A 22447-nucleotide genomic window follows, 5' to 3' on the forward strand; every position below is an offset into this window, starting at 1 on the left:
GGCTGGCGCACATGGCAACGACTGAACGCTCTACCCCGACCGACGACACGGTCGTCGCGCCTCGCGTCAACGGGGCCCATGACGTCGGAGGCGCGCTGGACGTCGGCCCGCTCGCCATCGAGGTCGACGAACCCGTCTTCCACGAGCCGTGGGAGGGCCTCGTGCAGGCGCTCAGCATGGGCGGCATCGTCGCCGGCGCCTACACCGTGGACGACTTCCGCTGCCACGCCGAGGGGATGCACCCCGCGTCGTACATGGCCAGCAGCTACTACGAGCAGTGGCTGTACGCGCTCGAGAAGTGCCTGCTCCAGTCCGGCGCCGTCACGGCCGCCGAGATCGAGGAGCGCGCGGAGGCCGTCGCCGCCGACCCCGACGCGCCGCGGCCGCGCGGCGAGAACGCGGAGCTCCGCGCGCAGATGAAGGAGCTGCTCGCCCTCGGCGTGCCGGAGCTGGCGCCGGAGGGCGAGCCGCGCTTCGCCGTCGGCGACGAGGTGCAGACGAGGGTCATCCGCGTCGCGCCCGGTCACCAGCACGTGCGCCTGCCCGGGTACACGCAGGGCAAGCGGGGCGTCGTCGAGGTCGTCCACATGCCGCAGGCGCTGGCCGACGCGGTGGTCGCCGGCAAGGGCATCCAGCCCGAGTACGTGTACACGGTGCGCTTCCGCTCCAGCGACCTGTGGCCGGGCGCCCGCGCCACGGACAGCGTCACCGCCGAGCTGTGGGAGAGCTACCTGGAGCCGGCGCCGAGCACCGGCTCCGACCGCTGAACCGAGGAGGAGGAGGAGGACGAGTCATGAGCACCACACGGAGCCAAAGCGAGTTCCTGGCCCTGCGGACGAAGGCGATCGAGTCTTTGATGGTGGAGAAGGGGCTGGTCACCGCGGACGTCATCGACGACGTCGTCCGGGTCTACGAGCAGGAGATCGGGCCGCTGCGCGGCGCGAGCATCGTCGCCCGCACCTGGGCCGACCCGGAGTACAAGCGGCGCCTGCTGGAGGACGGCACGGCCGCGATGAAGGAGCTCGGCATCCAGGGCTTCGCGGCGTCGATCATGGTCGTCCTCGAGAACACGCCCAAGGTGCACAACCTGGTGGTCTGCACGCTCTGCTCGTGCTACCCGTGGGCGGTCCTCGGCCTGCCGCCGCGGTGGTACAAGTCGCCGGCGTACCGGGGCCGGGTCGTGCGCGATCCGCGCGGTGTGCTGCGCGAGTTCGGGATCGAGCTGGCCGACGACGTCGAGGTCCGCGTGTGGGACTCGAGCTCGGAGGTGCGCTACCTGGTCCTGCCGGAGCGGCCCGAGGGCACCGAGGACCTGTCCGAGGAGCAGCTGGCCGCCCTCGTGTCGCGCAACGCGATGATCGGCACGGCCTTCGCCGACCGACCTGCGTCATGACCACGCCGCGATCCGCTCAGGTCGACCGGTTCGTCGCGGACGCCGATGCCTCCGGAGCCGACGCCCTGCCCCGGCGCAACGGCGAGCTCGTCTTCGACACGCCATGGGAGAGCCGCTCGTTCGGCCTGGCGATCAGCCTGGCGCAGAAGGGGCTCATCGAGTGGGAGGAATTCCGCGGGCAGCTGATCGAGGAGATCGGCGCCTGGGAGGCGGGGCACGCCGCCGACTCGGACGAGTGGAGCTACTACGAGCACTGGCTGGCGTCGCTCGAGCACGTCCTGCTGGACGGTGAGCTGCTGACCCTCGAGGAGCTCGAGACGCGGACGGCGGAGGTCGCCGAGGCACAGGCGCACGAGCACGACCACGAGCACGGCCACGGCCACGACCACGGCCACGGCCACGGCGCCGACGGCGCCGGGCACCCCCAGACGACCCTCCCGGAGGTTCAGTGATGAGCAACGCCATCGCGGTGACACCGCAGCCCTCGGAGCTGGCGCCTCCCGAGGCGATCCACCCGCCCGCCATCTCCGTCCGCGAGATCTGGCCGTGGGCGATCCTCGCCGTCGCGCTGATCGCGCTGTGGTACATGGTCGGCGCGGAGCAGGGTGCGACGTCGCTCACGTCGGGCAACCTCGTCCACGAGTGGGTGCACGACGGCCGTCATCTGCTCGGGTTCCCGTGCCACTGATCCGCCATGCTGCGCACGCTGCTGATCTGCGGCCTCGTCGCCGGCCTCCTCGGGGGGCTCCTCGCCACCGGGTTCGTCTCGCTGGCCGGTGAGCCGGCGGTCGACCAGGCGATCGCCTTCGACGAGGCGTCCTCGGCCGCCGACCACGTCCATGCCGGCCACCGCCACGCGGCCGAGGCTCCGGCGCCGGTCTCGCGCGGGCTGCAGAAGTCCGCGGGGCTGCTGACCGCCGCGCTCGTCTACGGGCTGGCGCTCGGCGGCCTGTTCGCGCTGGCCTTCGCGTTCGCCTACGGGCGCGTCGGCCGGGCCAGCCCGCAGCTCACCGCGTACTGGCTTGCCGCGGGGACGTTCGTCGTGGTCTACCTCGTGCCGTTCGCGAAGTACCCGGCCAACCCGCCCTCCGTCGGCGACCCGGCGACCATCGGGCGCCGCACCCTGCTCTACGGGACGATGGTCGCGATCTCGCTGCTCGCGGCGCTGGCGGCAGCGCGGCTGCGGCCGCGGCTCGCGCAGCGGACCAGCGCCGCGACGCTGCTTACGCTGCTCGCGTACGTGGTCATCGTGGTCGCTGCCGCCCTGGCGCTGCCGGGGATCCACGAGGTCCCCGCGCGTTTCCCCGCCACCACGCTGTGGCGCTTCCGCGAGGCATCGATCGGCATGCAGGCGACGCTGTGGGCGACGATCGCCGTCGCGTTCGGCTACGCGGCCCAGCGGGTCATGACGGGGCAGCCCGTGCTGCCCCGTCGCGACGCGGCGCCGGCTTCGCGAGGGGACCTCAGCACTCGACCACGTTGACCGCGAGGCCGCCGCGGGCGGTCTCCTTGTACTTGTCGCTCATGTCGGCCCCGGTGTCGCGCATGGTCTTGATGACCTCGTCCAGCGACACCCGGTGAGCGCCGTCGCCGCGCAGCGCGAGCCGCGCGCTGGCGATCGCCTTGACCGACGCGATGGCGTTGCGCTCGATGCAGGGGATCTGCACGAGCCCGCCGACGGGGTCGCAGGTCAGCCCGAGGCTGTGCTCCATCGCGATCTCGGCAGCGTTCTCGACCTGCTCGGGCGTGCCGCCCAGCACCTCCGCGAGGCCGGCCGCGGCCATCGCGCTCGCTGAGCCGACCTCCCCCTGGCAGCCGACCTCGGCGCCGGAGATCGACGCGTTGCGCTTGCACAGCGAGCCGATCGCGGCGGCGGTCAGCAGGAAGCGCACGACGCCGTCGTCGTCCGCGCCCGGGACGAAGCGCGCGTAGTAGTGCAGGACGGCCGGAACGATCCCGGCCGCGCCGTTGGTCGGCGCGGTCACGACCCGCCCGCCGGCCGCGTTCTCCTCGTTGACGGCCAGGGCGAACAGCGTGACCCACTCCATGGCCCGCAGCGGGTCGGTCGCGTCGCCGTGCTGCTCCAGCGACCGCCGCAGGCCAGGCGCGCGCCGGCGCACGCCGAGCCCGCCGGGCAGGACGCCGTCGGTGCCGCAGCCGCGCCTGACGCACCGCTGCATGACCTCCCAGATGAACAGCAGCCGCTCGCGCACCGCGTCCTCCGGGCAGCGGGCCATCTCGTTCTCCATCACGAGGCCGCTGATCGAGCCTCGGTTCGCGCGGGCCTGCGCCAGCAGCTCGGCGCTGGTGGCGAACGGGCGCGGCAGGACCCGGTCGTCGTCGCGCAGGCCCTCCTCGCCCTCGGCGACGACGAACCCGCCGCCGACGGAGTAGTACACCGCGCGGTGGAGCAGGTCACCGGCGGCGTCGCGCGCGGTGAAGCGCATCCCGTTGACGTGGCCCGGCAGGCGGTCCTTGCGGTGGGCGACGAGGTCCCAGTCCTCGTCGAAGGCGATCTCGCGTCCGCCCGGCAGAGCGAGCCTCCCCCGCTCGCGGATCCCGGCGAGCATCGCGGGAACGGCGTCGGGATCGACGAGCTCGGGGCGTTCGCCGGCGAGCCCGAGCAGCACGGCGACCGGGGTCCCGTGGCCCGCGCCGGTCGCGGCCAGCGAGCCATAGAGCTCGACGACGACGCGCTCGGTCGCGGCCAGGGCCCCGGTGTCGTTCAGCGCCTCGCAGAACATCCCTGCGGCGCGCATCGGCCCGACGGTGTGCGAGCTCGACGGGCCGATGCCGACCTTGAAGAGGTCGAAGACGCTGATGCTCGAGGCCGGCGCGGCGGGCCGGGTCACCCCGCCGGCCCGCCCAACGGGAGGCCGCGGTACTCGGCGCTGGCGTCGAGCAGCCACGCGGCCAGGTACTCCGCGAACGAGGACCGCACGAACAGCCAGTACGTCGGCTCGTCGCTGCGCTGCAGCACGATCACGCCGGTGCGGGCCAGCAGCGTCTGCGCGCAGCGCCCGGTGGCGAACGAGCGCGGGTGCAGATCCAACGGGCAGCCCTTGGACAGCACGGCACGCGCGGCGGTGCCGCCGACCTCGATCACCGTGTGCTGCGCCGAGCCGTCGACGACGGTCGCGTGCGCGCCCGCGACCGCAGCCACGATCCGCGCCTCCACGGCGGCCTGCTCGCCGCTCGGGCCGACGACGAGCCACTCGTCGAGGCCGAGCCAGAGCAGGTCGAGCCCCTCAGCCCGCGCGCTGGCGTTCGGGCGCGGGAGCGCGGTCCCGAGCGCGGCCTCGACGGCGCGGGCGGCGAGGCCGTCGGGTGCGACGCGCAACGTCAGCTGCGCCAGGAACGGGACCTCGGCGAGATGGACCGCGGTCGGCGCCTCCATGGCCTCGGCGAAGCGGTCGGCGTAGCCGTGCAGCGGGCTCAGGCCGGTGTGGGTGTCAACCATCGCGGCGGCTCCCCTCCTTGTCGTAGAGGACGGCGTCGGTGACCGTGACCGGCGTGGTCTGCCCACCGAACGAGGCGTGGATCGTCTGCCCGAGGAGGTCGCGACCGCTCGCGACGAGCGCCAGCGCGAACGTCCGCCCCAGCGCGGCGCTGCGGTAGCTCGAGGTCACGTGGCCGAGCATCGCCATCGGGATCTCCAGCCGCTCGGTGGCCACGAGCTGCGCGCCCTCGGGCAGCAGCCGGTCCGGGTCCTGCGGCAGCAGGCCGACGAGCTGCTTGCGATCGGACCGGCGGGTGTCCGGACGCGCGAAGGAGCGCATCCCGATGAAGTCGTCCTTCTTCTTCGAGACCACCCAGTCCATGCCGAGGTCCTGTGGCGTGACGGTCCCGTCGGTGTCCTGGCCGATGATCGGATAGCCCTTCTCGGCCCGCAGCACGTGCATCGTCTCGGTGCCGTAGGGCGTGATCCCCTCGTCGTCGCCGGCGGCCAGCAGCGCCTCCCAGACGGCGACCGCGTGCCAGGCGCGCACGTTGACCTCGTAGGCCAGCTCGCCGGAGAAGCTGATCCGGCAGACCCGGGCCGGCAGGCCGGCGACCTCCGTGTCGCGCCAGGCCATGAACGGGAAGTGCTCCTGAGCGATCTGGAGCCCCGGCGCGAGCTGCCCCAGGACCGCGCGGGAGCGCGGCCCGACGACCGCGATCGTCGCCCACTCGTCGGTGACCGACGTGCAGTGGACACGCAGCTCCGGCCACTCGGTCTGCAGCCACTCCTCGAACCAGTCGAGCACGGTGGCGGCGTTGCCGGTGGTCGTCGTGACGAGGTAGCGGTCCTCGGCCAGGCGGATCGCCGTGCCGTCGTCGAAGACCATCCCGTCCGGACGGCACATCACGCCGTAGCGGATCATGCCGACCTTCAACGAGCTCATGAGGTTGGTGTAGACGCGGTCGAGGAACGCGGCCGCGTCGGGGCCGTGGACGTCGATCTTGCCGAGCGTCGACGCGTCCATCAGCGCGACGCCCTCACGCGCCGCACGGCACTCGCGCAGCACGGCCGCGTCCATGTCCTCCCCGGCGCGCGGGAAGTGGCGCGGGCGCTTCCACTGGCCGACGTCCTCGAAGACGGCACCCTGGGCGACGTGCCAGGCGTGCAGCGCTGTCACGCGGATCGGGTCGTGCAGTCGGCCGCGGTCGCGCCCGGCCAGCGCCGCGAACGACACCGGCATGTACGGCGGGCGGTAGGTGGTGGTCCCGATCTCGCCCAGCGGCACGCCGAGCTCCTGCGCGATGACCGCGGTCGCCAGGACCCCGGAGGTCTTGCCCTGCTCGTGGCCCGTCCCGGCCGTCGTGTAGCGCTTGACGTGCTCGACCGAGCGCATCCCGGCGCCGACGGCGCGCCGGACGTCGGCGACGGTCGCGTCGCGGGCCAGGTCGACGAAGTGCGCCGCCCACGGCTCGCCCGGCCCCGGGTCGGCGACGACCCACAGCGCGCTTGGCGGCGCCGGCCGCGGCGCGGGCTCGGCGGCGGGCAGCGCCGTCGCGGCGGCGTCGAACCCCGCCGCACGCGCGGCTCGCGCGCCGGCGTCGGCGCCGTCGCGCAGGCAGGCGCCCAGGTCGTCGAGCCCGCGCACGGCACCCGCCACCTCGACGCCGCGCACCGGCGCGCCGGGCACGAAGGCGGCGAGCGCGTCGTCGTAGCGCAGCTGGCCCTGCGCCTGGCTGAAGAGGTGCACGACGGGGTTCCAGCCGCCGGAGACCGCGAGCAGGTCGCACGCGATCGTGTCGGCCCGGCGCTTCCCGGTGAGCGTCGCGAGGCTGACCCCCTCCAGCGCGCGGTCGCCGGACGCCGCGGCGACCACGTGACCGCCGAGCACCTCGATGCCGGCGGCGCGGCAGCGCTCGACCCAGCCCGTGGACGCGTCGCGGCGCGCGTCGACGACCGCCGCGACCTCGACGCCGGCGCCGGCGAGGTCCAGCGCGGCGGCGTAGGCGCTGTCGTTGGTGGTGAAGAGGACCGCGCGCCGGCCCGGCGCGACCGCGTAGCGGTTCACATAGGTGCGCGCGGCGCCCGCCAGCATGATGCCGGGGCGGTCGTTGTCGGCGAAGGCGATCGGCCGCTCGTGAGCGCCGGTGGCGAGGACGACCTGGCGGGCGCGCAGGTGCCAGACGCGCTCGTGGGTGAGGTGCGCGTCCACATCGGCGTCGCGGTGCTCGGAGCGCCGTTCCAGCGCGACGAGGTAGTTGGCGTCGTAGCGCCCAAGGACGGTGGTGCGCTCCAGGAGCTCGACGTCGGGATGCTGCGCCAGCCGCGCGGTCACCGTCCGGACCCACGCCGCCGCCGGTTCGCCGTCGAGCGTCTCGCGCGTCCCGAGAAGGGAGCCGCCGAGCTCGCTCCCTTCGTCCGCGAGGCACACGCGGGCGCCGCTCTCCGCGGCGGCCAGCGCGGCCGCCAGCCCGGCCGGCCCCGCCCCGACGACGAGGACGTCGCAGTGGCGGTGCATCTTGTCGTGGTACGTGCCCTCTTCGCCGTGGCGCGGCAGCCGCCCGCGCCCGGCCAGCCCCCGCGCCAGAAGGCCGTCGCGCAACTCGACGACGGGCGCGGTCGTGATCGGCTCAGCACCAGCCCCGTCGACCGCGACAAGCGCGCTCGGCTCCTCGACCCCGGCCGTGACGATGCCGCGCGGGCGTCCGAAGCGGATGCTCGTGCTGACCTCGCGCACGCCGTTGGCCAGCAGCGCCGAGGCGAGCGTGTCGCCCCGCAGCCCGGCATACGGGCGCCCGTCGAAGGTGAAGGTCAACGGCGCGCCGCGGTCCACGCGCCCGCCGTCGGGCAGTCGGAACGGAGCGCTCATCGGTCGCTCCGCGTGGCCGGGTCGACGTGGCGTCGCGCGCTCATGCGCGGTCCCTCGCCATCTCGGCGAGCGTCTCGCGTCCGGTCCGCTGCAGCGCCTGGAGGTAGTCGAGGTGGGCCGCCCACCGGGGCTCCCCCCACAGCTCGGCGGCCAGCTCCGCCGTGTCGGCGTGAGCATCGAGCAGCTCGTACACGAGCGCCTCCGTGTGCCGCGCCGGTCGAGGGGCGGCGGTCGCGTCGGGAGCGGCGACCGCGGGCGCGCGCCCGACCAGCGCCTTGACGATCGCCGCGACGGCGCCGATCGTGACCTGGACCGCCGCGGACAGCGTCGGACCGCGTGGGTCGCCGCCCGGGATCGGCACCGGACGCGTCATGCCGGAACCGCCGTCCCGTCGAGCAGCTTCACCGACAGGATCGCGTGCGTGGCGGTGTCGCGCACGACGTTGAACCAGCGCCGGCAGCCGGCCGCGTGGCACCAGCGCTCGGCGAACGGTCCCTTGGGGTTGTCGCGCACGAAGACGTACGCGGCCCACTCGTCGTCGCCGAGCACATGCGGATCGGCGGGATAGGCGACGTCGGCCTGGCCGCCGCAGTGGAACTCGATCTCGTCGCGCGGTCCGCACCAGGGGCAAGGGATGAGCAGCATCGGATCTCCTGAGCGTCAGTGGGCGACGGCGGCGGCGCCGTGCTCGTCGATGAGCGCACCGGTCGCGAAGCGGTCGAGGGTGTACGGAGCGTTGAGCGGGTGCGGCTCGCCCGTGGCCACCGTGTGCGCGAAGACCCACCCGGCACCCGGCGTCGCCTTGAAGCCACCGGTGCCCCAGCCGCAGTTGATGTAGAGGTCGTCCACCGGCGTCAGGCCGATGATGGGCGAGGCGTCGGGGCAGACGTCGACGACCCCCGCCCACGTCCGGAGCACGCGCGCCCGCGCGAAGATCGGGAACAGCTCCAGCGCCGCGGCCATCTGGTGCTCGATCACGTGGAACGAGCCGCGCTGCGCGTAGGAGTTGTAGGGGTCGATCCCGGCCCCGAGCACGAGCTCGCCCTTGTGCGCCTGGCTGACGTAGACGTGGACGGCGTTGGACATGACGACGGTCGGATGCACGGGCTCGAGCAGCTCGGACACCAACGCCTGCAGCGGGTGGCTCTGCAGGGGAAGCCGGATCGAGGCCATCTCCGCCAGCAGCGAGGAGTGACCGGCGGCGCACAGCGCGACGCGGCCGGCGGCAATCGGCCCGCGCGAGGTCTGCACGCCGATCACGCGGTCGCCGTCCACCTCGATGCCGGTCACCTCGCAGTCCTGGATCAGGCTGACGCCGAGCGCGTCGGCCGCGCGCGCGTAGGCCCACGCGACCCAGTCGTGCTTGGCGATCCCGCCGCGGGGTTGGAACGTCGCACCGAGGACCGGGTAGCGGACGTCGGGCGAGACGTCGACGATCGGGCAGACCTCCTTGACCTGCTCGGGCGACAGCCACTCGGCGTCGACGCCGTTGAGGCGGTTGGCCTCGACGCGACGCACCGAGTCGCGGACGTCCTGCAGCGAGTGCGCCAGGTTCAGCACGCCGCGCTGGCTGAAGAACACGTCGTACTCGAGCTCGTCCGCGAGCCCCTCCCAGAGCCCGAGCGCGTGCTCGTAGAGCGCGGCGCTCTCGTCCCAGAGGTAGTTCGAGCGGATGATCGTCGTGTTGCGGGCCATGTTGCCGCCGGCGAGCCAGCCGCGCTCGAGCACCGCGACGTCGGTGATGCCGTGGTTGCGGGCCAGGTAGTACGCGGTCGCGAGGCCGTGACCGCCGGCGCCGACGATCACCACGTCGTACGAGCGCTTCGGCTCCGGCGTCCGCCACAGCCACGGCGGGTGCTCATAGGCGTCCGCGTCGCCGTGCTCGGTCGTCACCGGTGCGCTCCGTCCAAGTGCTCGTAGAGCGGGTGGCGGGTGGCGAGCGCCGCGACGCGCGCGGCGAGCGCGGCGAGCGCCGGCCCGCCGGCCTCGGGTCGCAGGGCGTCGGCGATGACGTCGGCGACCTCGGCGAAGTCGTCGGCGCCGAAGCCGCGCGTCGCGAGCGCCGGGGTGCCGATTCGCAGCCCGGAGGTGACCATCGGCGGGCGCGGGTCGAACGGCACCGCGTTGCGGTTGACCGTGATCCCGATCTCGTGCAGACGGTCCTCGGCCTGCTGGCCGTCGAGCGTGGAGTCGCGCAGGTCCACGAGCACGAGGTGCACGTCGGTGCCGCCGGTGACGACCTTGACGCCGGCCGCCGCGGCGTCGGGGCGCAGCAGCCGCTCGGCGACGATCCGCGCGCCCTCCAGGGTGCGGCGCTGGCGCCCGGCGAACTCCGCGGTGCCGGCGAGCCGGAAGGCGACGGCCTTGGCGGCGATGACGTGCTCGAGCGGGCCGCCCTGCTGGCCCGGGAAGACGGCCGTGTTGAGCCGGCGGCCGAGCTCCTCGACGGCGAGGATCGTGCCGCCGCGCGGTCCGCCGAGCGTCTTGTGGGTCGTCGTGGTGACGACGTGCGCGTGCTCGACCGGGTTGGGGTACAGGCCCGCGGCGACCAGGCCGGCGAAGTGCGCCATGTCGACCATCAGGATCGCGCCGACCTCGTCGGCGATCCTGCGGAAGGCGCGGAAGTCGAGCCGCCGGGAGTACGCCGACCAGCCGGCGACGATCAGCTTGGGACGGTGCTCGCGCGCCAGCGCCGCGACCTCGTCCATGTCGACCAGGAGGTCCGACGCCCGCACGTGATACGCGACGGCCTCGTAGAGGCGGCCCGAGAAGTTCAGCCGCATGCCGTGGGTGAGATGGCCGCCGTGCGCCAGGTCGAGACCGAGGATCGTGTCGCCCGGCTCGAGCAGCGCGGCCATGACCGCCGCGTTCGCCTGGGCACCGGAGTGGGGTTGGACGTTGGCGTACTCGGCGCCGAACAGGCGCTTGACGCGGTCGATCGCCAGCTGCTCCGAGACGTCGACGTGCTCGCAGCCCCCGTAGTAGCGCTTGCCCGGATACCCCTCGGCGTACTTGTTGGTCAGGACGGAGCCCTGGGCCTCCAGCACCGCCTCGGGCGCGAAGTTCTCGGAGGCGATCATCTCGAGCGTCGACTGCTGGCGGTGCAGCTCGCGGCGCAGCACCTCGGCGATCTCGGGATCCACCTCGCGGAGCGGGCGGGCCAGCAGGTTGGCGTGTGGTTCGGTGGGAGTGGACATCGCGGTGACCCTTCGTGTGCTCGATCACCACGGTGCCTGCCCCGATCGCGCAGCGACAGCGACGCTCCGTCACTCGATGGCGGCACGTGGTTGACACCATGCCACCCGCATGCCGGCTGGGCCTGCGATCATCCGGGGTCGTGACGCACGACCCGGGAGAGGTCCCGCTGCACGACGCGGTGTTCACGATCGCCGACGTGCTGGCCCTGCCATTGGTGCGGGAAGGCGTCCCGGAGGTGCTCGCCGGCGAGGCGCACCTCACGCGTGCGATTCGCTGGGTGCACTCGGGCGAGTTCCCCGACATGCCCGCGGTGCTCAAGGGCGGCGAGCTGCTCCTGACGCACGGCCTGACGCTCAGCACGCGGTCGGACCGCCAGCGCCGGTACGTCGCCGACCTGGCGCGCGCCGGGCTCGCCGGGCTCGTCATCGAGCTCGGCCCGGGCATGAAGCGCGTGCCGTCCGCGCTCGTCGAAGAGGCGTGTGCCCAGGAGCTGCCGCTGGTCGTCCTGCAGCAGCCGATCCCCTGGGTCGAGGTCACCGAGGCCGTCCACCGCACCATCGTCAGCCGCCAGGGCGACGTGCTCGAACGTGGGCAGCGGCTGCACGACCGCTTCGCCGCGCTCGTCGCCTCGGGCGCCGACGTCGCCGACGTGCTGCACGCGCTGGCGACGTCCGTCGGCAACCCGGTCGTGCTCACCCGTGACGGCGAGATCATCTACTCGGCGTCGGCCGAGCACGACCACGCCCACCAGGTGGCCTCGACGTGGGAGGCGGTCGTGCGGGACCTGCCCCACGCGCCGGACGTCGCCAGCGTGCCGGTCGCCGTCGCCGGCGACCCGCACTGGGGTCTGGTGTCCCTGCTGGCGCTCGACCGGCCGCTGCGCCCGTTCGATCGCGTCGCCCTGGAGCGCGCCGTCCCGATCCTCGCGCTGGCCTTCCGGCACACGCACGAGGAGCTGACGCTCACGGCCCGCGACCACGGCGAGTTCCTCGACGCGTTGATGGACGACGCCGAGCTGGACGAGCCACACGCGTACCTGCGCGCGGCCAAGATCGGCTTCGCGGCGCGGACGTCCTGGCTCGTGCCCTTCGCGGCGAACCTCGCGCCCGGAGCGGGGCAGCTCGACGAGCGCCACTGGGCGGTCGTCGAGCGCGACCTGCGCCGAGAGCTCGCCTCCCGGCAGGCGCCTGCCGTGGTCGGGACCGTCGGGCACCAGCAGCGGCACGTCGCGGTCGTGGCCGGGCTCGACGCGGCCGAGCAGCGGGCGGCGACGGCGGAGGCGATCGCCGAGGCCGTGCGCCAAGCCGTGCGGCGGACGCGCTCCAGTGCCGAGGTCGTCGTCTGCGTCGGGCCTGCGGCCGCGTCGTGGAGCCAGGCGGGCCGGGGGCTGCGCGAGACCATCGACGCGCTGCCCGCGATGCGCCAGGCGCCGGCGCGGCCCTGGCACGACGTCAGCGGGCCGGACCTCCGCCGGCTGCTGTGGGCGCTGCGCGGCGAGCGCGCGCTGGCCGAGTTCGTCGAGCGACGCCTTGCCCCGCTCCAGGCGCACGACGCGCGCGGCCGCGGCGAGCTGCTGCGGACGCTCGAGGTCTACTGCGCCCACGGCGGCCGCAAGGCCGAGGCCGCGCGGGCGCTGCATCTCGAGCGCCAGTCGCTCTACAAGCGCCTCGCTCGGATCGCGACGCTGCTGGACGCCGACCTCGACGACGAGGACACCCTGTTGGGGCTGCACCTGGCGCTGCGCGCCCAGCGACTGCTGGGCGGCAGGACGTGAGGCGCCTGCTCCTCGTGCGGCACGCGCCGACGGCCGCGACCCGAGCGGCGGCGTTCGCGACCGACGAGCCGCTGGACGAGCGTGCGCGCGCCGCGGCCGGCAAGGCCCTTCCGAGCGCGACCGGCAGCCGCGCGGCGGCGCTGTCCAGCCCGTCGCTGTGCTGCCGGCAGACCGCCGAGGCCGGCGGTCTGGCGCCGCTGATCGTCGCGGCCATCGCCGAGTGCGACTTCGGCCGCTGGGCGGGCCGGACGCTCACCGAGCTGGCCGCGCAGGACCCGGCCGCGGTCGAGCGCTGGCTGACCGACCCGGACGCCACGCCGCACGGCGGCGAGAGCGTGCGCGGGTTCGGCGCGCGCGTCGCGGGATGGCTGGACGAGCAGGCGTCCGAGGAGGGCACGGCAGTGGCCGTCACCCACGCCGGCGTCGTCAAGGCCGCGGTCGTGCACGCGCTCGACGCACCCCTGTCCGCGTTCTGGCGCATCGACGCCGCGCCCCTGTCGGTCACGGAGCTGCACCTTCGTCGCGGGTGTTGGAGCGTAGCGCGGCTCAACCACGCCCTGACCGGGCGGGTGTGATCGCCCACTCAGGCGGCCGAAGCGGTGTCCGCGTTGACGGAGGGCTCTCGCGGCGTACTATGTATCCTATGTATGCGACCAATACGGTCGGTACCGCCGTCGCACCGGAGGCCGTCCATGGCGGTTAGGCCCGGCACCGGCGACACCACGATCCAGCGGCGTATCCAGGCCACGGCGTCCAAGTGGCTCGCCGCCGGCGTCCGGACGGTCGCCTCGACGCTCATCGACGCGGACGGCTCCGCGCCGTTCGAGGTCGGCGCCACCATGCTGGTCGACGAGGCGGGTCGCATCGAAGGCTCCGTCACCGGCGGATGCGTCGAAGGCGCGCTGTTCGAAGAGGCGCAGAGCGTGCTCGCCGGCGGCGGTCCGCGCGTGCGGACCTACGGCGTGAGCGACGACCAGGCCGTCAGCGTCGGCCTGACGTGCGGTGGCACGGTTCACGTCTTCGTCCGGGAGCTGCCGCCGCCGTCCGCGGAGGTCCTCCAGCGTGCCGCCACCGCCATCGGCCACGGCCGCGACGTCGCCGTCATGAGCGTCGTCGAAGGCGCTCAGGTCGGCGCCACGGCCGCTCTCGTCGACGGCGAGCTGCTCGGCACCCTCGGTCAGGGCGAGCGACTCGACGAGACCGTTGCCCGGGACGCGCGCGGAGCGGTCGACCACGCCAGCTCGATGCTGCGCCGGTACGGAAGCTCCGGGGACATCATGGGTCGCGAGACCGCCGTGTTCATCGAGCCCTTCTCGACGCCGCCCAAGCTCATCATCTTCGGCGCGATCGACTACGCGATCGCCGTCGCGGCGCTGGGCAAGCAGCTCGGCTACCACGTCACCATCTGCGACGCCCGTCAGGCGTTCGCCGCCTCCGAACGACTCGGCGTCGCCGACGAGGTCGCGGTGAGCTGGCCGGACGAGCACCTCCGCGACCAGCGGCTGACCCGCCGCGACGTCGTGCTCGTCTTCACCCACGACCCCAAGTTCGACGAGCCGGCGCTGCGGAGCGCGCTGGCGACCGACGCCGGGTACATCGGCGCCCTCGGCAGCCGTCGCACGCATCGCGACCGGGTCGAGCGGCTCCTCGCTGCCGGCGTCCCCCAGGCCGCCATCGACCGGATCGCCGCGCCCTGCGGCCTGGACATCGGCGCGCGGACGCCCGAGGAGACGGCCGTCTCGATCCTGGCCGAGGTGATCGCCAGCGGCAGTGGCCGCCAGGGCCCGTCCCTCTCCACCACGACCGGCTCGATACGCCCACCGCGCGTGCCGTCCCCCACCACGGTGCCCGGTCGGCCCGAGACCGTCGCCGACATGGAGGCCATGCTCGCCGCCGGGGGCTACCTCGCCGATCGGGGCGTGGCGTCGTCGCTCTTGCTCGCGCAGAAGCTCAGCCGCCCATTGCTGTTGGAGGGCGAGCCGGGGGTCGGGAAGACCGAGCTGGCGAAGGCGTACGCCGCGGCGACCGGTGCGCGGCTGATCCGGCTGCAATGCTACGAGGGCATCGACGTCCACCAGGCGCTGTACGACTGGAACTTCGCGCGGCAGATGCTCTTCATCCGGGCCCTCGACGCCGATCCGAGCGCGCGCGAGGACGCGGTGCGCCACGTCTTCGGCGAGGAGTTCCTGCTCCGCCGGCCCCTCCTGGAGGCGCTGCAGTCCGACGAGGACGTCGTCCTGCTCATCGATGAGATCGACCGTGCGGACGACGAGTTCGAGGCATTCCTCCTCGAGCTGCTGTCCGACTACCAGGTCAGCATCCCGGAGATCGGGACCGTCCGAGCGACACGAACCCCGCTGGTCGTCCTGACCTCGAACCGGACCCGCGAGCTGCACGACGCGCTGCGGCGGCGCTGCCTCTACCACTGGGTCGCCGCGCCGGACCGCGAGCGCGAGCTGCGCATCCTCGGCCTCAAGGCCCGCGAGGCGAGCGAGCAACTGGCGGAGCAGGTGTGCACGGCGGTGCAGGCGATCCGCGCGCTCGGCCCGCAGAAGCCGCCGGGCATCGGAGAGACCATCGACTGGGCGACCGCCCTGGCCATGCTCGGCGTCCAGCGGCTCGACGACGAGGCGATCGAGGCCACGCTCGGAACGCTCGTCAAGCACCGCGCGGATCAGGAACTGGTGCTCGCGGAGCTCCTGCCACTGGAACCGCCCGCCGATCCGCTGCCGTCGCCCTCGCCGTCGAGCGGGGCATGATCGCCGACCGGCTCGCGAGCTTCGCCGCGGCCCTGCGCTCCGCGGGGATCCGCGTCGCGCCGAGCGACGTGCACACCGCGCTCGACGCGCTCGCCGCCATCGGCCTGACCGACGAGCGGGACCTGTACTGGGCGCTGCGCACGAGCCTCGTCAAGCACGGCGACGACATCCCTGCCTTCGACCGCACGTTTCACTGGTTCTGGCGGAGCGAGGCGATGCCGCCGATCCCGTCGGCGAGCGAGCCCGACTCGCCGTCGAGGGCAGACGACGCCACCGCGGCCGAGCCGGTGCTGGAGGCGCCGGGCCGGGCGTCGCCGGCCGGTGTCCGGCGTCGGCTCACGGAAGCCGAGCCGTCGGAGTCCGAGCCGGAGCGCGGCCGCGACCACGATCACGCGGCGACCTACAGCTCGGTCGACGCGCTCGGCGAGAAGCCCTTCGACGAGTACGGCGCCGACGACTACGAGCGGCTGTCGGCCCGGCTGCTCGGCCTGAGCCGCGTGGGTCCGTGGCGCAGGCGCCGACGCCGTCAACCGAGCCCGCGCGGCGCCGTCGACGTCCGCCGCACGCTGCGCGCGGGCCTGCGGCGCGACGGCTTTCCCATGAGCCGCCACCATCACCGGCCGTCGATCCAGCAGCGCAAGCTCGTCGTCGTCTGCGACGTTTCCGGCTCGATGGAGCCGTTCGCGCGCGCGCTGCTCGTGTTCGCCCACGCCGCGCTGGCAGGCCGGCGCAGCGTCGAGACCTTCACGTTCGCGACGCGGCTGACCCGGGTGACGAAGGAGCTTCGCCATCAGCCTGCGCGCGCGCTGCCGGCGGCCGGCGAGGCGATCGCGGACTGGGCCGGCGGCACGCGCGTCGGCGAGTCGCTCGCGCGCCTGGACCGCTGGCACGCCGGCGCCCTCCAGGGCGCGGTGGTGATCATCGCGAGCGACGGCTGGGACCTGGGCGACCCGACGCCGCTGCGGACGGCGATGGCTCGCATCCAGCTGCGCGCGCACAGCGTCATCTGGTTGAACCCGCAGCTGCGCGATCCCGCGTTCGAGCCCCTGACGCTGGGGATGAGCACCGCGCTGCCGTTCGTCGACCACTTCCGCCCGTGCCACGATGCCGCCAGCCTGGTGGCCCTGGTCCGGCTCCTCGATGAGATCTGACCCTGCGTCGACCCGGCAGGACGATGAACGGCACGATGCCGACGACGACGCTCACACCGCGCTGACCGGCCGCAGCGGGCGCAGGCCGCCGCCGGCGCCCGACATGTTCCGGGATCGACCCGAAGTTCCCGACGTACGCACGGCCCGACGGATCCACGTACAGGTCGTTGCACGGCCCGGCCGCCTGTGCGCGCAGGTCGGCGACGACGTGCAGCTCACCGTCATCCGCGCCCAGCCGCAGCAGCCGCCGGTCCAGCATCGACGACACCAACAGCTCGCCGTCGGGCGTGAACCCGAGCCCGGACGGCTGGCCCGGCACGTCGCACACCTTCCGTCGCGACCCGTCCAACCCGTACGTGAACACCGACTTGTCGTAGAAGTCGGAGACCCACAGCCTGCCGTCACGCCAGCGCAGGCCCTCCGGGAAGTACAGGCCGTCGGCGAGCAGCTCCGCCGACCGCGCGGTCGACCCGCTCACGCGCTCGCCCCCGAGAGCTGCGCGCGCGCTCGCGCGCCGCCGTCGTCGCGCTCGCCCTCGCCGCCGAGCGGCCCGCCGATCGCCACCCCGCTCTCCAGGTCGAAGAAGTGCAGCCGCGCCGGGTCGACGGCGAGTCGCACGCGCTCGCCCTCGGCCGCGCGCTCCTCCGAGCCGACGTAATCAAGCTGCGCCGCGATTACCAGCGGTCGACGGCGGTGACCCACCGGGTGCGTGGACGGCTGCTAGGCCTCCCCGAGCCGTGTCGCCCGCGAACGCGGCCAGCTCGCGGTCGAATCGCGCCGGGTCTTCCAGGAACGGCGCGTGGCCGACGCCCTCGTACCACGACGCCCGCGCCGTCGGGCACACGGCGAGCACGTGCTCGGCCATCGACGGAAGCACGATCGCGTCTTCGCGTCCCTGCGTGACCAGCACCGGCACGGTCAGCGCCGACAGCACGTCGTCGGCGTCGATCTCACGGGCGAGCAGCGCCTGGCGAACCGCCGGCGGCACGACCATGTTCCAGCACAACGCGGTGCTCCAGTCGTCGTCGCCGAGCGGCCGCGCCGTACACGCGCGCAGGAAGCGCCGCACGGCCGCGATGCTCGTCTCCAGGTCGGGCGCGCAGGCGTCGCCCGCGTTCTCGAGCAGGCCCGGGCCGATGTGGTCGAAGCCGGCCGTCCGCAGCACCGCGCTGCCGACGAGGTCGATCCCAGCGATCCCGTCCTCACCGTAGGAGCGCAGGTAGTCGGTCACGACGAACCCGCCGTAGGACCACGCCACCACCACGGGCCGCTCCAGCTCCGCCTGCTCGATGACCGCATGCAGGTCATCGGCCCACAGCGACGCGTCGAGGTAGTGCTCGGCGCCGACCGGCTGGGCGGACATCCCGTGCCCGCGGAGGTCGAAGGTGACCAGCCGGAAGTCCTCGGCCAACGGGCCGGCGACCTGCCGCGACCAGCACAGCTGGCTCTGCGACCACCCGTGGACGAACACGATCGGCGGGCCCTGCGGGTCGCCCCACTCCCGCACGTCCAGCTCCAGCCCGCCGCCCCCACGCACCATGCGCTCCATGTCGCCACCCCTTCATGTCGTCCTTCGCTGTCCCGGACGACGCTACGGGCGCGCGCCCCTGCCGCCATCGGGGCCACCACCCATCTCGCCCGCGGCCGGCCGACGGCCTGCACGCAGCGTCTGGGAGAACCGTGCGGCGGCGGCCGCCCGGCCCGCCTTGCCGGAGACGCGGAGCTTCACGTACACGTTGGAGAGATGCCGCTCGACGGTGCGGACGCTCAGGCAGAGGCGCGCCGCGATCGCCTCGTTCGTCAGCCCCGCCGCGACCAGCTCGAGCACCTCCAGCTCGCGCGGGCTGAGGGTCGTCACCGCCGCGTCGGTGGCGACGGCGCCCGTCGGCTCCGTCCCGAGGAAGCCGTGCAGCTCGGCGACGAACACGTCCCAGGCGGGCTCGTCGGCCAGCAGGATGTGGTTCGCCGACTCCAGCAGGACGAACCGCGCACCGGGGACGCCGGCCGCGAGCCGCCGGCCCTCCTCGACCGGCACGACCCGGTCCCCGCGCGCGTGGAGCACCAGCGTCGGCACGGTCACCCGCGGCGCGACGTCGAGCACGTCGATGGCGTTGCGCGCCTCGTACAGGCGCGTCGCGTTCGCGGTCGAGGTCGAGCGCCGCTGCTGCTCGTCGTACCAGGCCATCTGCTCGGCGGTCCCGTGTGGGAGGAACAACATGCTGAACAGATGGCGGAACGTCGGGGTCGCCTCCGTCCAGCCGGCACGGATCGCCGCGATCATCGCGTCCGCGTGCCGCTGCTCCTCCGGACCGCGCCATCGCCGGCCGCGCCCGTAGGCGCCGTAGAGGATGAGGTGCGTCAGCCGCTCGGGATGGCGCGCGGCGTAGACGAGCGCGACCGCCGCGCCCTGCGAGACGCCGAGCAGCGCGAAGCGGTCGAGGCCCGCCGCGCTCACGACGGTCTCGAGGTCGGCCACCCACGCCTCGACGGAGAGCTCGCCGAGCTCGCGGTCCGAGAGCCCGCTCCCCCGCTCGTCGTAGCGGACGAGCGTGTGGCCGGCGCCCAACTCGACCAACCAGTGGCGCCAGACCGGGCTCTCCCAGTCGAAGTCCAGGTGCGTCAGCCACGTGGCCGCCCGCACGATCGGCGGCCCACGGCCATGGACGGCGTAGGCCAGGCGCACGCCGTCAGCGGTGGTGCAGAAGCGGATCTGCTGCTCCACCAGCGCTCGTCCTAGACGGCCGCGGCTGCGTTGGTGCTCATCGGTCAATGTAAGCACCTGGGACGTCCCTCGCGACCGTCACGCCGCCGAGCCTCAGATCCCGAGGTCGAGCTCCTCTTCGGACTTGAAGCGTCGTGGAAGCCACAGGCTGCCCACCGCGAGCACGGCCAGCAGCCCAACCTCGACGAACGCCGTCACGGCGAACGCATGCGACAGGCCGCCCCGGGCGTCCTGCGCGAAGAACACCGCGCCGAGCACCGCCACGCCGAGAACGGCTCCGAGCTGCTCGGTGGCCTTCAACGTGCCCGAGGCGGCGCCTGCGTCCTCATGGTCGACGTTCTGGAGCGTGATGGCGAAGAGCGGTCCCATCAGGAGGCCGAGACCGATGCCGGCGACCATGAGCGACGGAACCAGCGGCCAGCTCCAGGTGCCGGGGGACGCGGCGCGCAGCGCCCATGCGACGAGCACCACACCGGCCGCGAGCACCGTCGCGGCGACGGTGACGGTGTAGCGACCGATGCGTGGGGTCAACAGCTCACCCAGCACGGCGACGCCGATGACCATCCCGACGACCAGTGGAAGCGTGGTGAGGCCGGTCGTGATCGCGCTGTAGTGCTGACCATCCTGCAAGGTCAGGGTCAGCGTCAACATGACGCCGGCGAACGTCGCCTCGGTCACGACGGTGAGCAGCAGCCCGCTGACGAACGCGCGGTCGCGGAAGAGCGACGTGACGAGCAGCGCGGGGCGGCGCCTGCGGTTGCGGCGCACCTGCGCCGCCGCGAACAACACCAGCAACCCGAGTCCCGTCCCGCTCGCGGCGACCGTCCACACCGGCCAATGGCGCGAGGCGCCAAAGGTCACACCCAACACGATGGCACCGAGAGCGGCGGCCGCGAGCGCGGCACCGAGGACGTCCAGTCGCGGAGCTCGCTCCGAGCCGCCGGCCGGCAGCACTCGACGACCGGCCACGATGGCCCCGACCGCGACGGGGAGGTTGACGAGGAAGATCAAACGCCACTCGTCGCCGTTCAGGTCGACGCGCAGCAGCAGGCCGCAGAGCAGTGGCCCTGTGGCCGCCGCGAGACCCGCCATCCCGCCGAGCAGCCCCATGACCTTGGAACGCTCGGCCGGTGAGTACATGCGCTGCACCAGCGAGGTCGTCTGGGGCACCATGATCCCCGCCGCGGCGCCCTGCATCACTCGGGCGATCACCAGCGTCAGCGGGCCGGGCGCCAGCGCAGCGCCGAGCGACGCGACGGCAAACGCCGCCGTACCGATCAGGAACGCCCTGCGGTAGCCGATCACGTCGCCGAGGCGACCCCCGAGCATGAGGGCGGACGCGAAGGCCAGCGCGTAGCCGGCGACCAACCACTGCAGAGCCATTGCGCCCGCCCCGAGGTCGCGCTGGACCGAGGGCAGGGCGACGTTGACGATCGACGTGTCGATGAGGTCCATGACCACGCCGACCATCACGGTGGTCAACGCGATCGTTCGCGCCCGTGGCGACATGGTCGTGGGCGGCGAGGAGTTGCGGAGAGCGGTCGCTGACATCGGGCGTGGTTCCTTGACTAGACGGTGCAGTCTTGTTTCAGCCAAGCTACAAGACTAGACTGTCCAGTTCAATCTGGCTATCGTGGTGGCCGTGGCTCCGGACAAGGACATGCGGGACCGACGCTCTCCGGTCAAGCGCGAAGCCATCCTGCAGGCGGCGACGAACAGCTTCTTGGCGGATGGGTTCACCCGGACGAGCGTCGATGCCGTGGCCGCCGCGGCGGGCGTCGGCAAGCAGACCGTGTACTCGCACTTCGGCGACAAGGAGCAGCTGTTCTTGGCGGCGATCGCCGCTGCGCGCGAGGCCCGCCCGACGCCGCAGAGCGCCACTGGCCTCGACGTCGACGACCCGCGATGGAGCCTCGAGCGGATGGCCGCCAACGTCATCGACGCTGTGCTGGATCCCACCCTCGCGGCGTTGCGCCGGCTCACGATCGCTGAGCTGCCACATCACGCCGAGCTTCAAGAGCTGTGGCGCCGCGGCGTGACCCCGGATGCCACGTATCGCGACATCGCGGCGTTCTTCGCGGCGTGCCACGAGCACCGCACGCTGCTGGCCGAACAGCCCGAGCGCTCAGCGCGTCAGTTCGCCTACCTCCTTGCGACCGAAGCCCGTACCTCGACAGCACAAGGCTTCCGATCGCTTCGGCGACAGGAGCGTCAACGCATCGTGACCGAGACCGTCGACCTGTTCCTTCGGGCACATGCCCCGCCGGGGAGCGCCACGCCGGCCCGCTGACGCCCGACCCGCACCGTGCCCCCGGCCGTCGGTGCAGCTGTCGGCTGCGGTGCACGACACGCCAGTCAGGATCGCCGTGGTGGCGCCGACTGGGAGCGGCGGGATCTCCGCGGTCCAGGCGTTCCCGTCCCACCGGGCTGCGAGAGCCGTCGTTCGGGATGCGGCCACCACCCCCTGCCGGCGCACCCCGGCTAGCGCACGCGCTCGGTGCGGCCGCGGAGCTGGCTGACGATGACGTCATCGCAACCGCCGGCGTGGCGGAGGGCGCGGCGCAACTGGGTGGCGCTGTAGCGGTGGCGCAGGGTGCCGTGGGTGTGGCAGTCGTGCAGGAGTGCTGTGGTCGTTCGGCCGCCGCGGGTCCCGACGTAGAGGGCGCGCTGGGCGGAGATCGCCGCGTGGCAGTTGGTGTACTGGTCGATGTCGGCGGGGATGGTGCGCACCGCGGCGGCCAGCGCCTTCGCGCGGTAGTGATGGTTCAACCGGCCGTCGTGCGCGCAGTCCTTGAAGATGGCGGCGGTGGCGCGCTGCGTGGTCGTGCGGGCCTGGGCGGCGGTGGCGCTCGTGATCGAGGCAGCGACCAGCGCGAGGATGAGGAGCGAGAGGGAAGCGGTGCGAGTTAGAGTCATGATGGTCAGACCGGCGTGGTCCTGCGAAGTTGCGCCCAGGCCCTCGGACCTGGCGAGATGGTCCCGCAATCGTCATCTCCGAGCGCGCAGCCTTCTCCACGGAATGCACGAGGTCGCCGCTCAGCGCGGCTGGCGATGCGTGTACAGGTGGGTCGCCCAGATGTAGGACAACGCGGCCAGGCCGACGCTCCAGGCGATCGCGGCGATCGCGTCGTGTCGGTCGGGA

General features: G+C 73.4%; 22 protein-coding genes and 1 pseudogene. 10 read left to right on the plus strand and 13 right to left on the minus strand.

Translation table 11 applies throughout. The features are described 5' to 3' along the window. Nucleotides 1-11 precede the first annotated feature (11 nt). The 5 genes from nthB to DSM104299_RS18310 are packed head-to-tail and all read left to right on the plus strand — an operon-like array spanning nt 12 to nt 2876. Entirely contained in the window at nt 12-767 is a 756-nt protein-coding gene (nthB, locus tag DSM104299_RS18290) for a nitrile hydratase subunit beta (RefSeq protein WP_272473079.1), read from the plus strand. Nucleotides 768-793: 26 nt separating this feature from the next. After that, entirely contained in the window at nt 794-1393 is a 600-nt protein-coding gene (gene nthA, locus DSM104299_RS18295) for a nitrile hydratase subunit alpha (protein WP_272473080.1), read from the plus strand. Then, the gene (locus tag DSM104299_RS18300; protein ID WP_272473081.1) at nt 1390-1845 is read left to right on the plus strand and encodes a nitrile hydratase accessory protein; all 456 of its coding nucleotides are present in this window, start codon (nt 1390-1392) and stop codon (nt 1843-1845) included. The genes nthA and DSM104299_RS18300 overlap by 4 nt, the downstream gene beginning before the upstream one ends. Next, nucleotides 1845-2081 carry a CbtB domain-containing protein gene (locus tag DSM104299_RS18305; protein WP_272473082.1) on the plus strand — a complete coding sequence of 79 codons (237 nt, stop codon included), beginning with the start codon at nt 1845-1847 and terminating at the stop codon, nt 2079-2081. The genes DSM104299_RS18300 and DSM104299_RS18305 overlap by 1 nt, the downstream gene beginning before the upstream one ends. Nucleotides 2082-2087: 6 nt before the next feature. Continuing rightward, nucleotides 2088-2876: a CbtA family protein gene (locus DSM104299_RS18310; RefSeq protein ID WP_272473083.1), complete on the plus strand. Its 789-nt coding sequence runs from the start codon at nt 2088-2090 to the stop codon at nt 2874-2876. Here the strand turns inward: DSM104299_RS18310 and DSM104299_RS18315 are convergent. The 7 genes from DSM104299_RS18315 to glyA are packed head-to-tail and all read right to left on the minus strand — an operon-like array spanning nt 2857 to nt 10898. Then, complete coding sequence (locus tag DSM104299_RS18315; protein WP_272473084.1) at nt 2857-4245, minus strand: L-serine ammonia-lyase; 1389 nt, start codon at nt 4243-4245, stop codon at nt 2857-2859. The genes DSM104299_RS18310 and DSM104299_RS18315 overlap by 20 nt on opposite strands. Then, the gene (locus DSM104299_RS18320; protein ID WP_272473085.1) at nt 4242-4853 is read right to left on the minus strand and encodes a sarcosine oxidase subunit gamma; all 612 of its coding nucleotides are present in this window, start codon (nt 4851-4853) and stop codon (nt 4242-4244) included. Before DSM104299_RS18320 ends, DSM104299_RS18315 begins: the two co-directional genes overlap by 4 nt. After that, nucleotides 4846-7701 (minus strand): sarcosine oxidase subunit alpha family protein, encoded by a 2856-nt coding sequence (locus DSM104299_RS18325; RefSeq protein ID WP_272473086.1) that lies wholly within the window; start codon nt 7699-7701, stop codon nt 4846-4848. The genes DSM104299_RS18320 and DSM104299_RS18325 overlap by 8 nt, the downstream gene beginning before the upstream one ends. A gap of 40 nt (nt 7702-7741) precedes the next feature. Next, the gene (locus DSM104299_RS18330; RefSeq protein WP_272473087.1) at nt 7742-8074 is read right to left on the minus strand and encodes a hypothetical protein; all 333 of its coding nucleotides are present in this window, start codon (nt 8072-8074) and stop codon (nt 7742-7744) included. Continuing rightward, the gene (locus DSM104299_RS18335) at nt 8071-8346 is read right to left on the minus strand and encodes a sarcosine oxidase subunit delta (protein WP_272473088.1); all 276 of its coding nucleotides are present in this window, start codon (nt 8344-8346) and stop codon (nt 8071-8073) included. The genes DSM104299_RS18330 and DSM104299_RS18335 overlap by 4 nt, the downstream gene beginning before the upstream one ends. Before the next feature lie 15 nt (nt 8347-8361). Then, entirely contained in the window at nt 8362-9594 is a 1233-nt protein-coding gene (locus DSM104299_RS18340) for a sarcosine oxidase subunit beta family protein (RefSeq protein WP_272473089.1), read from the minus strand. Continuing rightward, the gene (gene glyA, locus DSM104299_RS18345; RefSeq protein ID WP_272473090.1) at nt 9591-10898 is read right to left on the minus strand and encodes a serine hydroxymethyltransferase; all 1308 of its coding nucleotides are present in this window, start codon (nt 10896-10898) and stop codon (nt 9591-9593) included. The genes DSM104299_RS18340 and glyA overlap by 4 nt, the downstream gene beginning before the upstream one ends. A gap of 140 nt (nt 10899-11038) precedes the next feature. On the opposite strand from glyA, the gene DSM104299_RS18350 reads away from it, so the two are divergent. The 4 genes from DSM104299_RS18350 to DSM104299_RS18365 all read left to right on the plus strand — a co-directional run bounded on the left by DSM104299_RS18350 (nt 11039) and on the right by DSM104299_RS18365 (nt 16583). Then, the gene (locus DSM104299_RS18350) at nt 11039-12673 is read left to right on the plus strand and encodes a PucR family transcriptional regulator (protein WP_272473091.1); all 1635 of its coding nucleotides are present in this window, start codon (nt 11039-11041) and stop codon (nt 12671-12673) included. Further along, on the plus strand, nt 12670-13248 hold the full coding sequence (locus DSM104299_RS18355; RefSeq protein WP_272473092.1) for a histidine phosphatase family protein: 579 nt from the start codon (nt 12670-12672) through the stop codon (nt 13246-13248). The genes DSM104299_RS18350 and DSM104299_RS18355 overlap by 4 nt, the downstream gene beginning before the upstream one ends. 117 nt (nt 13249-13365) lie before the next feature. Beyond that, nucleotides 13366-15432, plus strand: coding sequence for an XdhC family protein (locus DSM104299_RS18360; RefSeq protein ID WP_272473093.1), 2067 nt, complete (start codon nt 13366-13368; stop codon nt 15430-15432). Continuing rightward, nucleotides 15429-16583, plus strand: coding sequence for a vWA domain-containing protein (locus DSM104299_RS18365; RefSeq protein ID WP_272473094.1), 1155 nt, complete (start codon nt 15429-15431; stop codon nt 16581-16583). The genes DSM104299_RS18360 and DSM104299_RS18365 overlap by 4 nt, the downstream gene beginning before the upstream one ends. Before the next feature lie 130 nt (nt 16584-16713). Here the strand turns inward: DSM104299_RS18365 and DSM104299_RS29435 are convergent. The 5 genes and pseudogenes from DSM104299_RS29435 to DSM104299_RS18385 form a co-directional block, all read right to left on the minus strand. Beyond that, nucleotides 16714-17061: pseudogene (locus DSM104299_RS29435) on the minus strand (SMP-30/gluconolactonase/LRE family protein); the annotation flags it as partial. Beyond that, nucleotides 17058-17201, minus strand: coding sequence for a hypothetical protein (locus tag DSM104299_RS18370; protein ID WP_272473095.1), 144 nt, complete (start codon nt 17199-17201; stop codon nt 17058-17060). The pseudogene DSM104299_RS29435 and the gene DSM104299_RS18370, both read right to left, overlap by 4 nt. A gap of 40 nt (nt 17202-17241) precedes the next feature. Further along, nucleotides 17242-18132, minus strand: coding sequence for an alpha/beta fold hydrolase (locus DSM104299_RS18375; RefSeq protein WP_272473096.1), 891 nt, complete (start codon nt 18130-18132; stop codon nt 17242-17244). Nucleotides 18133-18174: 42 nt separating this feature from the next. Beyond that, the gene (locus DSM104299_RS18380; protein ID WP_272473097.1) at nt 18175-19305 is read right to left on the minus strand and encodes an alpha/beta fold hydrolase; all 1131 of its coding nucleotides are present in this window, start codon (nt 19303-19305) and stop codon (nt 18175-18177) included. 93 nt (nt 19306-19398) lie between these two features. Further along, complete coding sequence (locus tag DSM104299_RS18385) at nt 19399-20778, minus strand: MFS transporter (RefSeq protein ID WP_272478103.1); 1380 nt, start codon at nt 20776-20778, stop codon at nt 19399-19401. Between the two features lie 169 nt (nt 20779-20947). Here DSM104299_RS18385 and DSM104299_RS18390 point away from each other — a divergent pair, with 169 nt between their 5' ends. After that, nucleotides 20948-21595, plus strand: coding sequence for a TetR/AcrR family transcriptional regulator (locus DSM104299_RS18390; protein WP_272473098.1), 648 nt, complete (start codon nt 20948-20950; stop codon nt 21593-21595). Between the two features lie 191 nt (nt 21596-21786). On the opposite strand, the gene DSM104299_RS18395 is transcribed toward DSM104299_RS18390, so the two are convergent. Continuing rightward, nucleotides 21787-22290: a hypothetical protein gene (locus DSM104299_RS18395; RefSeq protein WP_272473099.1), complete on the minus strand. Its 504-nt coding sequence runs from the start codon at nt 22288-22290 to the stop codon at nt 21787-21789. Nucleotides 22291-22447 lie beyond the last annotated feature (157 nt).

Origin of the sequence: Baekduia alba, assembly GCF_028416635.1 — a bacterium.
Classification (GTDB): domain Bacteria; phylum Actinomycetota; class Thermoleophilia; order Solirubrobacterales; family Solirubrobacteraceae; genus Baekduia; species Baekduia alba.

Bases quoted from the DNA above. Each gene is read 5' to 3' on its own strand.
- nthB (WP_272473079.1), top strand. From the start codon at position 12: ATGGCAACGACTGAACGCTCTACCCCGACCGACGACACGGTCGTCGCG.
- nthA (WP_272473080.1), top strand. From the start codon at position 794: ATGAGCACCACACGGAGCCAAAGCGAGTTCCTGGCCCTGCGGACGAAG.
- DSM104299_RS18300 (WP_272473081.1), top strand. From the start codon at position 1,390: ATGACCACGCCGCGATCCGCTCAGGTCGACCGGTTCGTCGCGGACGCC.
- DSM104299_RS18305 (WP_272473082.1), top strand. From the start codon at position 1,845: ATGAGCAACGCCATCGCGGTGACACCGCAGCCCTCGGAGCTGGCGCCT.
- DSM104299_RS18310 (WP_272473083.1), top strand. From the start codon at position 2,088: ATGCTGCGCACGCTGCTGATCTGCGGCCTCGTCGCCGGCCTCCTCGGG.
- DSM104299_RS18320 (WP_272473085.1), bottom strand. From the start codon at position 4,853: ATGGTTGACACCCACACCGGCCTGAGCCCGCTGCACGGCTACGCCGAC.
- DSM104299_RS18325 (WP_272473086.1), bottom strand. From the start codon at position 7,701: ATGAGCGCTCCGTTCCGACTGCCCGACGGCGGGCGCGTGGACCGCGGC.
- DSM104299_RS18330 (WP_272473087.1), bottom strand. From the start codon at position 8,074: ATGACGCGTCCGGTGCCGATCCCGGGCGGCGACCCACGCGGTCCGACG.
- DSM104299_RS18335 (WP_272473088.1), bottom strand. From the start codon at position 8,346: ATGCTGCTCATCCCTTGCCCCTGGTGCGGACCGCGCGACGAGATCGAG.
- glyA (WP_272473090.1), bottom strand. From the start codon at position 10,898: ATGTCCACTCCCACCGAACCACACGCCAACCTGCTGGCCCGCCCGCTC.
- DSM104299_RS18360 (WP_272473093.1), top strand. From the start codon at position 13,366: ATGGCGGTTAGGCCCGGCACCGGCGACACCACGATCCAGCGGCGTATC.
- DSM104299_RS18365 (WP_272473094.1), top strand. From the start codon at position 15,429: ATGATCGCCGACCGGCTCGCGAGCTTCGCCGCGGCCCTGCGCTCCGCG.
- DSM104299_RS18375 (WP_272473096.1), bottom strand. From the start codon at position 18,132: ATGGAGCGCATGGTGCGTGGGGGCGGCGGGCTGGAGCTGGACGTGCGG.